Origin of the sequence: Spirosoma validum (genome assembly GCF_014699035.1) — a bacterium.
In the GTDB taxonomy this organism is placed as follows: Bacteria; Bacteroidota; Bacteroidia; order Cytophagales; family Spirosomataceae; genus Spirosoma; species Spirosoma validum.
Map to the genome: position 1 here is coordinate 311,769 of NZ_JACXAA010000004.1, position 15,063 is coordinate 326,831.

General features: G+C 45.3%; 15 protein-coding genes. 9 read left to right on the top strand and 6 right to left on the bottom strand.

The features are described from left to right. Positions 1–30: 30 nt before the first annotated feature. The 3 genes from IC230_RS13725 to IC230_RS13735 all read left to right on the top strand — a co-directional run bounded on the left by IC230_RS13725 (position 31) and on the right by IC230_RS13735 (position 3,861). On the top strand, positions 31–1,392 hold the full coding sequence (locus IC230_RS13725) for a hypothetical protein (protein WP_191039598.1): 1,362 nt from the start codon (positions 31–33) through the stop codon (positions 1,390–1,392). Between the two features lie 148 nt (positions 1,393–1,540). Further along, positions 1,541–2,218 carry a response regulator transcription factor gene (locus IC230_RS13730; protein WP_191039599.1) on the top strand — a complete coding sequence of 226 codons (678 nt, stop codon included), beginning with the start codon at positions 1,541–1,543 and terminating at the stop codon, positions 2,216–2,218. A gap of 80 nt (positions 2,219–2,298) precedes the next feature. Further along, complete coding sequence (locus tag IC230_RS13735) at positions 2,299–3,861, top strand: glycosyltransferase family 39 protein (protein WP_317171792.1); 1,563 nt, start codon at positions 2,299–2,301, stop codon at positions 3,859–3,861. Positions 3,862–4,381: 520 nt separating this feature from the next. On the opposite strand, the gene IC230_RS13740 is transcribed toward IC230_RS13735, so the two are convergent. Further along, a complete protein-coding gene (locus IC230_RS13740; RefSeq protein WP_191039600.1) occupies positions 4,382–5,722 on the bottom strand; it encodes a hypothetical protein in 1,341 nt (446 codons plus the stop codon). Positions 5,723–6,148: 426 nt separating this feature from the next. Between IC230_RS13740 and IC230_RS13745 the strand changes: the two genes are divergently transcribed. Together IC230_RS13745 and IC230_RS13750 are read left to right on the top strand one after the other, a co-directional pair. Continuing rightward, a complete protein-coding gene (locus IC230_RS13745) occupies positions 6,149–6,796 on the top strand; it encodes a hypothetical protein (RefSeq protein WP_223860636.1) in 648 nt (215 codons plus the stop codon). A gap of 197 nt (positions 6,797–6,993) precedes the next feature. Then, positions 6,994–7,320, top strand: a complete 327-nt coding sequence (locus IC230_RS13750; RefSeq protein WP_191039601.1) for a hypothetical protein — start codon at positions 6,994–6,996, stop codon at positions 7,318–7,320. A 37-nt stretch (positions 7,321–7,357) separates the two neighbouring features. On the opposite strand, the gene IC230_RS13755 is transcribed toward IC230_RS13750, so the two are convergent. Beyond that, positions 7,358–7,507, bottom strand: a complete 150-nt coding sequence (locus IC230_RS13755) for a hypothetical protein (RefSeq protein ID WP_191039602.1) — start codon at positions 7,505–7,507, stop codon at positions 7,358–7,360. A 44-nt stretch (positions 7,508–7,551) separates the two neighbouring features. Continuing rightward, a complete protein-coding gene (locus IC230_RS13760; RefSeq protein ID WP_191039603.1) occupies positions 7,552–9,039 on the bottom strand; it encodes a hypothetical protein in 1,488 nt (495 codons plus the stop codon). 245 nt (positions 9,040–9,284) lie between these two features. Here IC230_RS13760 and IC230_RS13765 point away from each other — a divergent pair, with 245 nt between their 5' ends. Together IC230_RS13765 and IC230_RS13770 are read left to right on the top strand one after the other, a co-directional pair. After that, positions 9,285–10,268 carry a helix-turn-helix transcriptional regulator gene (locus IC230_RS13765; protein WP_191039604.1) on the top strand — a complete coding sequence of 328 codons (984 nt, stop codon included), beginning with the start codon at positions 9,285–9,287 and terminating at the stop codon, positions 10,266–10,268. 81 nt (positions 10,269–10,349) lie between these two features. Further along, positions 10,350–10,766 (top strand): DUF1761 domain-containing protein, encoded by a 417-nt coding sequence (locus IC230_RS13770; protein ID WP_191039605.1) that lies wholly within the window; start codon positions 10,350–10,352, stop codon positions 10,764–10,766. 212 nt (positions 10,767–10,978) lie between these two features. Here the strand turns inward: IC230_RS13770 and IC230_RS13775 are convergent, their stop codons facing one another. Genes IC230_RS13775 through IC230_RS13785 form a run of 3 tightly spaced genes read right to left on the bottom strand, consistent with a single transcriptional unit; the run spans position 10,979 to position 13,169 of the window. Further along, positions 10,979–12,469, bottom strand: a complete 1,491-nt coding sequence (locus IC230_RS13775) for a M28 family peptidase (protein WP_191039606.1) — start codon at positions 12,467–12,469, stop codon at positions 10,979–10,981. Between the two features lie 41 nt (positions 12,470–12,510). Next, on the bottom strand, positions 12,511–12,867 hold the full coding sequence (locus tag IC230_RS13780; RefSeq protein ID WP_191039607.1) for a helix-turn-helix domain-containing protein: 357 nt from the start codon (positions 12,865–12,867) through the stop codon (positions 12,511–12,513). Then, on the bottom strand, positions 12,864–13,169 hold the full coding sequence (locus IC230_RS13785) for a type II toxin-antitoxin system HigB family toxin (protein ID WP_191039608.1): 306 nt from the start codon (positions 13,167–13,169) through the stop codon (positions 12,864–12,866). The genes IC230_RS13780 and IC230_RS13785 overlap by 4 nt, the downstream gene beginning before the upstream one ends. A gap of 427 nt (positions 13,170–13,596) precedes the next feature. Here IC230_RS13785 and IC230_RS13790 point away from each other — a divergent pair, with 427 nt between their 5' ends. Both IC230_RS13790 and IC230_RS13795 read left to right on the top strand, forming a co-directional pair. Then, positions 13,597–14,454: a chromate resistance protein ChrB domain-containing protein gene (locus tag IC230_RS13790; RefSeq protein ID WP_191039609.1), complete on the top strand. Its 858-nt coding sequence runs from the start codon at positions 13,597–13,599 to the stop codon at positions 14,452–14,454. Positions 14,455–14,514: 60 nt separating this feature from the next. Further along, a complete protein-coding gene (locus tag IC230_RS13795) occupies positions 14,515–15,051 on the top strand; it encodes a hypothetical protein (RefSeq protein ID WP_317171793.1) in 537 nt (178 codons plus the stop codon). The last annotated feature ends 12 nt before the right edge of the window (positions 15,052–15,063 follow it).

The following is a 15,063-nucleotide window of genomic DNA, read 5'->3' on the forward strand; positions in this document are numbered from 1 at the left end:
CAACCGCATCACATTTCGTAAAAATCAATCATGAAAGCGCTCATCCATTTTATTTCGACAAAAACAACGCTGCTCACACTCGGGCTGCTTGTCGCAGGATGGCAATCAACTTTTGCGCAAACTACAGAAGCTGAACAGCAACCTGCACCCACTGACAACCAAACCATTGTGTCGGCCATTGCTCCGTACCGCGACGATGTTCGCCGGTCGATTTTATTAGCCAGTGAACAGCCGCAGATCTTATCGGGGCTGTCCCAGCAACGCGCTACCAGTCAGCAGGCGTTCGAGACTATTATTCAACCATACGGCCAGAACAAACAGGCCTGGTTTTATAATTTGTCACGTTACCCTGACATCTTACATGCACTGGCAACTATGCCCAAAGGCGCTGATGAGTCGTCGGTGAAGGCGTTGACCAAAAATCTGACGGCCGATCTACAGGAGTCAGCCTGGAAAGTCTATCGCCATCACTACGATGATCTGGTTCAGCTGGATAACATCAATCAACAGGCACAACAGTCGTTCGACAACCTGATTAGTTCGCTGGACGTACCGACGCAGGATGCGTTTCGCCAGTTGATCGACATGCCGGACGTATTGACTCAACTGACCGATCAGCTCGATAAAACGACGCAGTTAGGCGAAGCATACCGGGCTAATCCAGATCAGGTGACGAAAGATCTGACGGCTTTGCACGATAGTTTGGCCGTACAAAATCAGCAGGAGCTGGCAGATTACCAACGGGAAATCAATAACGACCCGCAGGCAAAACAGGAGTTACAACAGGCAGGGCAGGCCTATGCGCAGGCAAACGGCTACAACACGGGCATTAATCCTGATCCGGGTTGGGTCAATACGTCGTACTATTATCAAAACCCTTATCCATACTGGTTTGGGTATCCATATTGGTACACCTCCGCCCTCTGGTATCCATCGGCCTGGTGGTATGGCACGGGTTTTTATTACGGACTTGGCGGAAATATGGTGCTGTTTGGTATGCCGTCCCTGGGCTTCTCAAACTGGTTTTTCCGATCGGGCTACGCTACGTATCCTCACCTGTATAACCGCTTCAATACGTATTACACTCAGAATATTGGGCAACACCACATCCTGACCGCCGGAAACACAGGGTTTATGTCAGCGGCTCGGCGGGCCTTTAACCCAGCCGCCGGATCGGCTAACGCCCGCGCCAACTGGCTGACCAATCCCCGTCAATATACCCGACCCGGTAACTGGACGAATACCGCTCGTGGCGCAACCGGTCGATATCTGGATGCCAACGCCGGCGCTTACCATACCCAATCCTGGGGCGGAGGTGCCCGTATGTCGGGCGGTAGTTTCGGTGGGGGCTTCCACGGTGGTGGTTTTCATGGTGGCGGTGGCCGACGGTAAGGATCACACTACGTTGTAAGCTTGTGTTAGCTCATTAATAGCACTGAATAAAAACCCCGATCTAACCAGAATCGGGGTTTTGTGTTATACTATGAGTTCAGTAAACCTTCGTTATTTTGCTGACTAAATTACATGTAGTTCATAACCCATGCACATACTCATCGTTGAAGATGAAGCGTCGATTGCCGCGTTCCTGCGGAAAGGTCTGGAAGCCAGTGGATTTATGGTTCAGGTTGCTTCTGATGGACTAGCCGGACAGCGGTTGGCACTGGATTATCCATTTGATTTAATTATCGCTGATATAAACATGCCCCGGCAGAATGGCCTGGATATGGTTGAGACGTTACGTAAGCAGGGTATTGAAACACCGATACTGATGCTAACAGCCTTTGGCACAACCCCTGACGTAGTAGCCGGCCTGGACGTAGGCGCCGACGATTATCTGGTAAAACCTGTTCCGTTCGAGATTTTGCTGGCCCGCATCCGGGCGCTAACCCGGCGACATACGGGACACCTACAACAGGAAACGACACTAACGATCGGAGATCTGGCTATCAATCTGGATAAACGTACTGTCCAGCGGGGTAATCGAGTGATCAATCTAACCGCGAAGGAGTTTCAACTGCTGGAGTACCTGATGCAAAATCGGGGACGCGTGGTTTCCAGAGCCGCCATCGCTGAGCAGGTCTGGGATATGCAGTACACCATGAGCAGCAACTCCATTGAAGTATACGTAGCGTTGTTACGAAAAAAAGTCGATCAGGCTGGCGAACCCCGACTGATTCATACCGTCATCGGCGAAGGCTACGTACTGCGGGAGCCGTAGCTTGGTACCCATGGGCTTATTGAGTTTTATCAAATACCGCCGATACTATTTCATTCTTGCCGGGTTAAAGCCCGGTAAGAATGAAAAATAGAAACCTGATCATTAAGTTCAACCAGGCGCTAATGACCAAAAAGACAGCCATTCTGACTGGATTCGTTCTGCTTAAGTTTGTCCTGCAGTACGTATTAATCAGCCCGGAATACGACTTGCAACGGGATGAATATCTGCACCTCGACCAGGCGAACCATTTGGCCTGGGGGTATTTGTCCGTGCCGCCGGTTACGTCCTGGATTTCCTGGATCATCAAAGGGCTGGGGAATTCAGTGTTTTGGGTCAAGTTTTTTCCCGCTCTGTTTGGCGCGTTGACCATTGTCGTGGTTTGGAAAGCGATTGAGACACTGAACGGGACACTGGCTGCCCTGATTCTGGGCGCGACGGGCGTATTATTCTCGGTGTTGCTGCGACTCAACACCCTCTACCAACCCAATTCATTAGACGTTCTGTGCTGGACAGCCTTGTACTACGTCCTGATCAAGTACCTCAACTCTCGAAAAACGCAGTGGCTCTACGCCGGAGCGGTTGTATTTGCGATAGGCTTTCTGAACAAATACAACATCGCTTTTCTGCTGATCGGATTTGTACCGGCTCTACTGCTGACCCCGCAACGGAAACTCCTGATCAATCCCCACGTGGTAGGAGCTGGTTTGGTTGCTCTCTTACTGATCCTGCCCAATCTGTTGTGGCAATACACGAATCAGTTTCCGGTACTATTCCACATGAAAGAACTGGCCGAGAAGCAACTGGTCAATGTCGACAGAAATGCGTTTCTGAAAGCGCAGCTGCTGTTTTTTGTCGGTTCTTTACCCGTTATCATTGCCGGGATATATGCCTTGCTGGTGTACAAGCCGTTCGAAACGTATAAATCATTCGCCTGGGCTATCGGCCTGACACTGGGCGTTTTTCTCTACCTGAAGGCCAAAGATTATTACGCCATTGGGCTGTATCCCATCTACCTGTCGTTCGGTTCGGTGTTTGTCGCCAACCAACTGCAGACAGGCTGGAAACGGTATCTGCTACCAGCGATCATAGCCCTGCCGGTTTTGTTTTTCATTCCGATGTACCAGGTAGCGTTTCCCAACAAAAGCCCTGATTACATGGTAAGCCATCGCGCTACGTATCAGAAATTAGGGCAACTGCGTTGGGAAGACGGCAAAGACCATGCCCTGCCGCAGGACTACGCCGATATGTTGGGCTGGAGAGAATTGGCCGCTAAGGTCGATAAGGTGTATACGACCCTTCCAGGCAATACGCTGGTTCTCTGCGACAACTACGGTCAGGCGGGCGCGATCAATTTCTACACCAAACGGAGCGTCCAGGCGGTATCGTTCAATGCCGATTACCTCAACTGGTTTAACCTCGACCAACCCTACGCGAACCTGATCCGAGTGAAAGAGGCTGAGAACCAACGTGACGAGTTGAACGAAACGAGTCCTTATTTCCGCACCTCGCTAGCGGCCGACTCCATAACCAATCCGTTTGCCCGAGAACAGGGCACCACCATTTTCCTCTTCACCGGCGCAAACGTTGACATTCGCCAACGCATTAAACACGAAATCGACGAAGTGAATAGTCAACGCCGATAAAGATTTTATGTAGAAGAGACGAATTCGCTTGCCTTGGTGAGTGTCATTCGACAGAATATAAGAGCCACAATTACCACCAATAGTTTTTTACAAGGCTTCGATATTGTATTTACGCAATTTATTACAATGTGTACGACCGTTTGTATTGTAACAAGATGGTAATACACGAATGAAGCATTTCTCGTCTCAAGAAAGAGCGTTTATTGATGCGTGAATAAGTTTGTAAAGTTTGCCAGATCGCTCAACTATCGCCTTTGACAAAGTTTAGAACTTTGTCAAAGATCAACCCTAAAATTTCTTTACGGATTAATTCACGGATCAATAACGAGATGACGGAAATTTCTTAAACGGGGCGTACTTCAATCTTTACACACCCGTTTAGTTGGGCTACTCTGCCTCCTCCGAGAGGGTGCTGCCTATTGCAAGAGCGTCGGCAGTGCAGAGCAAAAATCATAATCTATTCACGCATTCAAGCCCCGCTAAATACTTCCGTGTTGAATCCCTATTGACTGGAATAACATCAATTATTAGAAGTAACAAGTATCACTGTATAAATATCATCTTCGATGCGGATTCCAATTTCAATATTAAAAGATGACTGAGATCTTTTGGCAGTTTTTTTGTATATATCCACCTTATCTTCGTTTCTTGTATAAACATAGCCTTCCACAGAAAGTGAATTTTTAATTTTCTGATACCTTTCTTCCGAGTCTGTAGCAAAAACAAGAATATTTTTATGATTTAAGTAATCTTTTTTAAATCCTAAAGCTAATTCATCATCATCACCTTCGCGCTTTAAAAATTTTATACCATCCTTCTCTCCGGCACTAGTAAAACTATTATTGGCAAGATAAGTATCGAGATCTTTTTTGTTGAAGTTGGCTATCTTTTCTAAATCAGAACAGCTTTGAGGTAATGAATTAAACATTGAAGCTGATGTACTAGTAGCCCGTATTATTTCATAATTCACAATAAATTGACCCTCATCATCATCCGTACTGTTATCATTCACCGCCAGACTTAAATAGCCTGGTTTATGAACCGTAAGGGTATTACTGCTACCTAGAAAAGTCCAATCAGAGCCCCCAAAACGATAAATCAGCGAACCATGTTTTGCATTGGTCGTGGTACTGTAGGTAGCAAATCCCCCTATTCCATTTGGTCCACCATAACCGGCGAACATTCCCAGCCTTACCGACCCCTCAGCTCTAATAATCACCTTATCTCCAGGTTCTAAAGAAATTCTGGTCTCAGTGGAAGTTGGAGTGACTACCAGTGTTCCTTTGTCACTATTTATGACTGAGTTTACATACGTATTATGCGCATCAGAATCGATGTTAAGTGGATTTTTGTAGGCGATCACTGATCCAATTTCAGCAGTTTGGGAATTATAATCATCCACATATTTTATAGTTTTCTGCTCAGTTGCGCCAGGTTTCACCCAAAATGAAGCATCTTCATACATAGTCTGACCCGTAGTAAGACGAATTTTTCGTATGGCTTTTACCTTAGCATACTCTGAGCATGTGTTCGTAAAGACTCGATAGGAATAATAGGTTGACGGAACTTTTACTTCCTTTCTAATTTTGTTTCCGGGTACTAAATATGGGACTCCCGACGGACTATAGTCAACAGCTGACTCTGTACGTTCTTCAACCTTTGTATACCCAGCCTCACCTCCTGTTTCGGTACGACTCGTAATGCAGGATGGGTTGTTTGTGTAGCGATCCTGTATGTGATAGACATCAAAAAGGGAGTACTGATAGGTAAGCTGAAGATCCTGGTTTTGAGCCGTTGATTGGGCTGTAAAGAAGCTAGAAATAGAAAACAGCAGAATGAGTTTGTGGATAATTAATCTCATGACATGAAGAAGTTTCGTGATACGGATGGTTGTGGGACGAACCGGGTTTTTCGCTTAAAATAATGGAAAGATGTAAGGCTGCACAACTCTATACCCACCAAACTGGCGTAAGTAACGCTTGCCAAAAAATCTTTTTTATTAAAAGGGGCCAAATGCAAACCGGCCCATAAAACGCCCCAATTGAGAAGCAGATACATGAATGCTCCTTCGTATCAGTTAGGAGCGTTTTTGTAAGACAGTCGTGTAGACAACATTATTGTACAGTATATCCCACTACGTAGAGGCCAAAATCCATAGCACTCTGTAAAATCGGACGGCATAGGCCACCCTGCGCCGAAGCGTCGGAGCGCCGAAGCGGCAACTTTTACGTTTCGTTAACATTCTTTTACAGGTCGTTTATAGACGACAGGATCGAAACTTTTAGCTTTGCTGCCCACCGCAGTGGTTGAAATCCTTGAAAATAAAAAGAAGGCCTTAAACGGATCTGATTTATCAGGAGATAGATCTATGTTAGTTGAACCGACAAAAAACATGAAAAAAATCATTTATGCGCTGGTCTTACCGCTGGTTGTAGTAAGCGGACTCGTATTGGCTAATCGTGAAATTAACAATGAAGCGTCTAAAAAATCAACCTCAAAACCACTCTCTGTTGCTGAAATGAAAGCCGGAAGGAAAAAATGGGAGGCTACCCCTGATGGTATAAAGTACAAAAAATGGGAAGCGTCTCCCGAAGGTAAAAAAGTGTATGCCGGTGAAGCTAAAATAAGGAAGCATATAAGTGCTTTTACCAATATGGAGGCTGTTGTAACCTCTCTTTCTCTTCCGCCAGGCTCACGATTAGGTTTCGGAGTGATGGTCAGGATTAATGGTGACGATTATATCCTTAGTTTTGGACCGGAAAAGTCTAATGAATTTCAGCAATTGCATAGCCTGAACGTTAACGACAAACTAAGTATAAGAAGCCATTGGGTATCGCACGCGCCTAAGTATTCATATCCAATCGTATCGGGCGACTATGTAGAACGAGATAGTAAACTAATTTATAAACGTCCCCCTCGCAAAGGCGGTTGCTAAGTAAATTATGAAATACGTATAGGCTTTATTCTTAACGGTTGTTTTTTTACCTCCTGCGGACAAAACCAAACAGGAGATAAAAAATAGTATCAAGTCCGAAACCAAAGACGTATCCACTTCCAGATGGATTGACCCCAACTATGAGTATACTGATTCTATCGGTAAGAGCCTGATCGTACAAAACAGCCTCCCAAAAGGTGGAACAAAATACACTGACCCTGATGGCGAGGGATACATTATGCTGTATGTTCCCTCGAATAATTAATGAAACAGATAACCCTTTTGAATTGACGATTGACTTTCCTTTAGATTCATTTGAGATTCAACCCAATCGCTACGTAAAAATAATTCTTCCTTACGACACAATGACACGTGATAAAGAGGATTTGTTTGGTTATGGTCTGACAGATTTAGTCTCTTTTATAGATAATAGTATTCATAAATCTTCTTCGTTGAAAAGAATGATTAATCCAAAAGAATCGAGTGGTTTTTATGTCGTAATGCTTTTTATCAAACCAATGTAACGAGCTGAACGAAACGAGTCCTTATTTCCGCACCTCGCTAGCCGCCGACTCCATAACCAATCCATTTGCCCGAGAGCAGGGCACAACCATTTTCGTCTTCACTGGTGCCAAAATTGATATTACCAAGCGAATCAAACACGAAATTGACGAGGTAAATAACCGGCGCATATAAAGGGTAGGTGTGCAAATATCTATAAATAGAATTTGAGAATAATGTTACAAAACTATCTTTTATTTATGCACTATAGAAAAAGCAATTCTGTAACCTTTATTCCTATCAACATAGTCATATTTTATAACTGAAATAGTCTTATTGGAAATTTTTAAATTCTTGCTTTTGCCATTTATTATCGCTTTTGTGATTGCATTTGGTAAATCGTTATCTAAAGCAGATCTGTATAAATGTTTGACGTATTCGTGAAATTTATTAACAGATAATTTCTCATCATTCTTCGAATTAATATGTAGAATTAGTTTCAATTGAATTACTATAGTGCTATTGCCAGAAACGTAATAAGCTACGTTATCAGCCATGCAATACGTTTCACTATTGTCAATTGAATCCTTGTTGAGTTCAATATACGGTGAACTGGCTTGCCACTCATCGCCATAGCATTTATTGTAAAACCCAGTCGCAATTCCACTATCTTTAAGGAAGTCTTTTGATTTATGGGGCGACCATCCTTCGTTACTATCTACATTAGGTGGGTTTTGTTCAACAAGTTTTAATTCTTTAATATTATTGATAGACTTTTTTACATCCTGCTTGGTTTTGGGTTCCTCTAGAAATAATGTATTGGTCCATCTTACTAAAGATTCTTTGTCATCTTTAAAGTTCAATAATGCCTGTTTTTTGGCATATAATAAAATATCGTCATCTTTTATAATAGACTTTATCGCAGAAAATCTTGATTTGTAATTCATATATAGATATAGTATATAAAAGAATGGAATAAAACATAATGTAAGGATTATAGATAATGAAAATTCTTCAGCTTTTTCAACTATACTGATACTTATTATATTTTGAATAATTTTTGATAAAGAATAATATAGCATTATTCCTGCTATAATTATAGTTACTATATTTAATAATTTTCTTACATCTTTGTATTTTTCTTCTTTAGAGTAAAGAAGTAGGCCTCCAATAAAGAAACCTATTGCTGTGAGTAATATTTCAATAAATATGTTAAAAGTATGTTGCCCAATAATAAATTCAATTATAGCAGAAAATGTCACTGTTTCCAATACAATTTTCTTGAAGTATTTTTTGTCTGTATTTGGCTTACTTATATTATACATAATAACTGATCCTGTGAAAACTAACCATATTATAGCGTCTTTCCAAAGAGATTGTTTCCAGAATCCAATAAAATATAGAATTGAAATAACAATAATTAAATTCAACAACAGTAATATATATACTATTATTATATTTTTTACAAAGAAGGCATTTATAACGCTTTTTATAGAAGTTCGAACTTCACTAGAACGAAAATAGATGATACAAAAGGGGATGATTACACATATAAAAATTGCTATTTCTCTAGAGTTGAAAATTCCTATTTCTCGAAAATCTAATATTTCTATTATTGATAATTTCGATATGATTGATTGAAATAGATGTGAGAATATTATATGTAAGATAACAGCTATAACAATAAGTATTAGCTTTATTGTATCTATTTCTCGCAAATCCAGTATCTCGATTAATGACATTTGGAAGCCGTAGCTAGTGTAGGTTTCTAATGCAATTTTTACATTCTAATTTAACAAATAAATGTGTTAGCTAATTATGATATATTGATGTATGGTTATTAAAAGACTATATAAGGTCAAAAAGATAGATGTGGTCAATTTACTACGTCCCAGCTGTTCTGCTAAATTCACTTCGTGATGCTTATTACTTTTGGCGTATTGATGCGTTCATCGAATGAAGCAGACGTCAACGATAGCGATAATCCATGATTGATCACGAAACAACCCGCCTTGCCCGACTGGTAGCGCTACTGACTCTATTGCAAACCAAGCGGACGCTGACGGCCACCGAGTTAGCCCAGCGTTTTTCGGTCAGTACCCGTACCATTTACCGCGACATCCGAACCCTCGAACAGGCGGGTGTTCCGGTAGTCACTCAGGAGGGAAAAGGCTATTCGATCATGGATGGTTATCGGTTGCCGCCGGTCATGTTTACCCGCGAAGAGGCCATCGCCCTACTCACGGCCGAAAAACTAGCCGCCGGACTAACCGACGGGCCCACCGCTCAACTCACCGGTACGGCTATGGACAAGCTGCGATCCGCGCTACGTCGCACTGACCGGGACCACCTGGAAACGCTGTCGCCCAACATTCAGGTACTGGGGGCAGTTAGTCTGCCCGGCCGACCCAATGCTTATCAGCAATTGGTGACCGCCATTACGTCCCAACAAGTGGTGCGCCTGCTGTATAGTGCTGCCGATGCCGACGAGCCAACGTTGCGAGACGTGGAACCGATTGGGCTTTATCTGAATCAGCAATGGCACGTAGTGGCCTACTGTCGGCTGCGGCAGGCATTCCGTAATTTCCGGCTCGACCGAATCAAAAGTTTGGCAATCAGTCAGGAAACCTTTACCGCCCGGCCCGAAAGCCTGCAGCAATACTGGGCTAATGAGGCTAATCGGCGGGGTAAAGAAAAGGCCGTTATCCGCTTTCAGCCGATGGGGGTATGGGTCGAATCGGTCCAGCGGTTGCACGATACCAAACACCAGTATGGATGGGTACACGATCAAGCGCTGCCCGATGGCCAGTTGGAGATGACCTTTTTTATCGGCTCGCTGCCGTATTTAGCCGCCTGGCTACTCCCTTACGCGGGAGCCGTTACGGTGCTCGAACCGCCCGGGTTACAGCAGGAACTAGGCAAACTGGCTGAGCGGGCACATCATTTTTTTGCGACCCCAACTAGGGTATGACATAAGGCTGTCAGTGGGTGCCACGACCTTTGTAACGTCGAAGGACAAGCATCCTTATTTCACCAACTAAACAGTCAATCCATGTTAAACGTATTGGGCAACATCAACTGGTTCAGTGTTCTGGTCGCTTTTGTTGTGTATTTTCTGCTGGGAGCCCTGTGGTATATGCGGCTCTTTCCTCAGCTCTACAAAGTGTCGTTGGGTAAAGCAAACGAAACCCTCCAGAATCAGAGCCCTCTGTACATCGCTGGTCCCGGTTTGTGTGTGCTGGTAATCGTTGTCGCCAGTGCGATCTTACTCTATGCGCTGGGCATCGATTCGTACGGGGCTGCACTGGTGTTTGCTCTGGTCGTTGGGGTTGGGTTTCTGGTTTCGAATACGACGAACATCGCCATCAATCCCAACATACCCCGGCCGTTTCTGTACAGTTTAATTACGAGCAGCTATCACATGGTCGGTATTACGCTGACCAGCCTCATTCTGGTCGCCATGCGTTAATCAATAAATCCTGGTCCGATACGTCATTGTACGTAGCAGGGCCAGGGTTTATTTGTCGTAGCCTTCTGCGATCTGTGTTATTCGTTAACGTGAATAATGGCTTACTCTAGCTGAATATAAGATCGCTGGATTTGTAGTGCCGACCGTCCCGGTCGGATGAGGGTATATACACGCCCGACCGGGACGGTCGGCACTACAGACCAATACCAACTCTACCGCTCCAGCTTAAAGTCGGGGTCTAGGCGTACCCGTTGCGGTCGATTCGCTACGTCCCATCCCGTCAGGTAAATCCATTTGGCAATGCGCGTTACCTTGGCGGTATTGATCCGGTCAGGTTCGTCTTTCGGGGTGTGGTAATCGGGGTGGAGCAACGTAGTGAACGCGATGGCCGGTACGTTGGCGCGGGCGTAGGGGAGGTGGTCCGAGCGGAAATACCAGCCTTCCGGATGATCGGGTTTATCCCAGAGCGTATCGAGCTTGAAATGCGCTTCCGACTGGTTCACAGCTAAGGCTGCGTTGACCAAATCCGCTGAATTGCGGTGCGGAGGTTGCTGACCCAGAATACAGGCGCTATCGGGTGCGTTACGGCCAATCATCTCGGCATTCAGCACGGCTATAATGGATTCTTTCGGTACCGTTGGTTTATCGACGTAGTAGCGCGAGCCCAGCAAACCTCGTTCTTCAGCGCCGTGAAACACAAACAAAGCCGACCGTTTCCCCGGTTGTTTGGCAAACGCCCGTCCAATAGCCATTGTCGCGACACAGCCACTGGCGTTATCATCGGCCCCATTCCAGATCGAGTCGCCAGCCACAGCGCGACGAACGCCATCATGGTCCTGGTGCGTACTGAACAACACGTATTCGTTTTTGAGAGTTGGATCGGTGCCCGGCACTTTCGCAACGATATTGACCGACGGATAATTAAAACTCTCGACGTTCACTACGTTGGTAAACTGCTGGTTAGGCTGTTTGATCCAGTCCAGTGCACTGGCGGGAAGCCAGACGGTCGGTGCCTGCGAGAACACCCGCGTATTCGCTCCGCCCGGCAGATCATAGCGTCCGCGTTCGAGGCCGGTGGTCCAGCGTTCGAAATACGATTGGGCCTCTGCATTAGACACCCAGATGACCGCCAACGCGCCCGCTTTCACCAACTCGGCAGCCCGGCGCGTCATCGTGCCGAACAAGAACCGTCGGTAACTCAATTCGGCTGGCCCTGTTCCCGAAAACTCCAGCGCCACCGCTTTGCCTTTGATATCGACTTTCGACATTTCCTCGGGCGTGCCTTTGCCTACGAACACGAGGGGCGCATCGACGGAAGCAATCGCCGGGGCCAGAATAAAGGCATCCTGTCCGTGCGTCAGTTGGTGCGTGCCGATGTTCAGGCGGCTGGTTTCGGTAATGCGAGTGCGCTGAATATGAAAAAACTGGAAGAACGTACCGTCGTCACCCGCAGGTTGCAGACCCATCGCTCGTAGCTGGTCGGCAATCCAGACCGAGGCTTTTAATTCATCGAGCGATCCGCCTTCGCGTCCCCGGAAGTGATCGCCCGCCAACGCAAACAGGTCACGTTTAATGTCGCTTTCCTGAATAGCCGACAGCGCATTCGGGGATTTTGTTACGTTACGTTGAGACTGAGCGTAACTGGTGGTCAGCAACAACGAATAAAGTAATAGAGAAGTGATGAAGGAAACGTAACGATGCATGATGAGTAGGGTTAACTTGAATACGATGACTGAAATAGTTATTAAGCGCGCTCTAGGATGAAATTTCCGTCGATGCCTAATTTTTCGTGCAGTCGTTTTGCGAGGTCAAGGGTTATACGCCGTTTTCCATTCAAAACTTCAGAAACACGCGAGGTTTCGACGCCTAGTAATTGGGCCAGATCTTTTTGTTTTAGTTTCATCTCATACATTTTCCACTCAATCATGCCCGTCAGCGTTGTGGGTTTGGGAAAACTCATAGTAGTTTGTTCATAGCGCTGAAGCGCTTCTGCCAACGTGCGGGCCTGATTTTGTAGTTGTGAATCGTCGCCCATCCGAGCAAGGAGGGCATCAAAATCGGCAAACGCCTGTTTGTAATCGGCTTCGTTCAGAATGGTCATGGTTTGTACTCGATTAGCTTAGCGTCAATTTTATCGTAATCGGCATGGGTGCCAATAAATTTGATATAAACAGTTCGGATACTAAATAAAATGGCAACGATTAGTCGATATCGATTTCCTCGTATATTGAAAACAAACCGCTCATTGCCGACGTAGTCAACAGAGTTAAACTGAGCACGAACACCATTTATATTCGACCAATCGGCTTCGGCAACTGTATCGTACCACTCCATTAGAGCTATAGTAGCATCAGGATGCGTTTCTGCAAACCGAATCAGTGTAGCTTTTGCAATTATTACCATAACGTAATCCTGACTAAGAAATTCCAGATTTGGGAATTTATTTCTATTTATATGAGAAAGCATAGCTTTATCTTCACTTTATACGTGACTTTTTTCGTTAGTCACCTCCTCGTTGCACAGACAAAGAAAACCACAACCGACCCCGCTGCCCGATATGATATGTATGTGTAACAGGCCGTTCGGGGCCAACTAGTACTATTGTGAAGGATGGGCAAGTACTTTATACCGGTAAACTCGACCACTGGCATTATAGTACGTTCCAACTAAGCAATAACCAGTTCAGGTAGGGGTACGATGCCGTTAGTTTTGTGCTCAATACGCAGGGGGAAATTGCTGCGCTACGTTTCCTTGGTGGCCAACTGGTGAAAGCATCGGAAGGAACGGGCAAAAACAGGTCGTTTCAATAAACAGTTTATTCTCTATTCTAATGGTTTGGATTACGCGAGAACGACCCAAAATTGACCGGCTGGCCTGCCCCTGGCTCATCCGGCGCTTTATTGATCCGACGGCCGAGATTGTTTTTGTACCCGAGTCGCAGGTCGGCGTGCAGGCTCAACTGTTGAACGCAACTCCCTTCGATGTACCTGGAGTAGAATATAGCCATTACGAAGACCAGTGTACGTTTGATTACTTTCTGCAAAAGCACAATCTGACAGATCCTGCATTACTGGCCATAGCCCCTATTGTGCGCGGGGCTGACACCGATGATCATTCGTTAGCTCCACAGGCAGCAGGTTTATGGGCTATTTCAGCCGGGATGGCCTTCAATATTCCTGATGATCAACAACTTTTGGCACAGGGGATGATTATCTATGATGCGCTCTACAGTTGGGCAAAGCACATGCAATCTGTCAAACATACGCAAAGCCCCACGGAGCGACTACTGCTGGAAGTACTCCATACCTATCTTAAGCCGACGGGCAAACGGAAGACGCCCAACTGGGTAAAGGAATTGAAGGAACTGATTCAGGATCAGATTGATACAAATTTAACCCTTAGTTTAAACGAATTGTCCGAAAGTTTAGCGGTCAATCCTGCCTATGTGTCACGGGCCTTTTCGCGCTACTTCGATGACCTGTCGTTTGGCGAATATATCCGCAAACTACGTATTAATAAGGCCGTTCATTTGCTGGAGTCAACCCAATACAGTTTGTCCGAAATTGCGTATCTGACCGGTTTCTCCGACCAGAGTCATTTCACCCGGATATTTAAGAAACTCATGGGTCAGAATCCGTCAGACTACCGGAAAAGTGGTCGAAAAAGTAAAGCAGATACAAAAGGTTAAATACGTTCTATTTTGTGCTCATCAGGGGGCTTAATCTTGTGGTAAAATCCATAAGAAGTCGTGAAACAAGTTTTAGAATTCATTCGATGTTATGCCTTCATTTGTCTGTTGTTAGTGATGGCATTCCTATCCCAACACGTTCGTGCCCAGGCACCAGCGCCACCGGTTTATCCGCGTATGGCGGCTTATTTGGGCGTGCTACACCCGATTGTAACCGCCAGTCAGACGGGATGGGAGCCTAATTTTAGTGACTACTACGTAGTTGGATTTCCAATTGGTATCAATCTCTGGAAAACGCCCAAATTGGGTTTCTCCGTGGAAATTGTGCCTATCATTCGAGCGGAAAATCAGACCAGTCGGGTAACCAACGTTTTGTTCCATCCGGGTGTGTTAGTCAATTTAGGTAACGATTTTACGCTGGCTGGCCGACTGGCGTTTGAAACATCGGGGCGTTACGGACTTACGCCAGTGCTCAATAAAATCGTTAAGCGAACCCCAACCAACAGCTACTTTATTGCCGTACCGCTTCCCGTTCGCTTCGGAAACGACCGGCCTACGAGCGTAACGGCTGGTTTTCAGTTTGGGATTGTTTTTTAACGTGAGTTGAAA

What these genes read in the sequence shown, in the direction of transcription:
- IC230_RS13775 (WP_191039606.1), bottom strand. Translation starts at nt 12,469, where the DNA reads ATGCATCGTTACGTTTCCTTCATCACTTCTCTATTACTTTATTCGTTG.
- IC230_RS13730 (WP_191039599.1), top strand. Translation starts at nt 1,541, where the DNA reads ATGCACATACTCATCGTTGAAGATGAAGCGTCGATTGCCGCGTTCCTG.
- IC230_RS13770 (WP_191039605.1), top strand. Translation starts at nt 10,350, where the DNA reads ATGTTAAACGTATTGGGCAACATCAACTGGTTCAGTGTTCTGGTCGCT.
- IC230_RS13780 (WP_191039607.1), bottom strand. Translation starts at nt 12,867, where the DNA reads ATGACCATTCTGAACGAAGCCGATTACAAACAGGCGTTTGCCGATTTT.
- IC230_RS13785 (WP_191039608.1), bottom strand. Translation starts at nt 13,169, where the DNA reads ATGGTAATAATTGCAAAAGCTACACTGATTCGGTTTGCAGAAACGCAT.
- IC230_RS13765 (WP_191039604.1), top strand. Translation starts at nt 9,285, where the DNA reads ATGATTGATCACGAAACAACCCGCCTTGCCCGACTGGTAGCGCTACTG.
- IC230_RS13740 (WP_191039600.1), bottom strand. Translation starts at nt 5,722, where the DNA reads ATGAGATTAATTATCCACAAACTCATTCTGCTGTTTTCTATTTCTAGC.
- IC230_RS13735 (WP_317171792.1), top strand. Translation starts at nt 2,299, where the DNA reads ATGAAAAATAGAAACCTGATCATTAAGTTCAACCAGGCGCTAATGACC.
- IC230_RS13760 (WP_191039603.1), bottom strand. Translation starts at nt 9,039, where the DNA reads ATGTCATTAATCGAGATACTGGATTTGCGAGAAATAGATACAATAAAG.
- IC230_RS13790 (WP_191039609.1), top strand. Translation starts at nt 13,597, where the DNA reads ATGGTTTGGATTACGCGAGAACGACCCAAAATTGACCGGCTGGCCTGC.
- IC230_RS13725 (WP_191039598.1), top strand. Translation starts at nt 31, where the DNA reads ATGAAAGCGCTCATCCATTTTATTTCGACAAAAACAACGCTGCTCACA.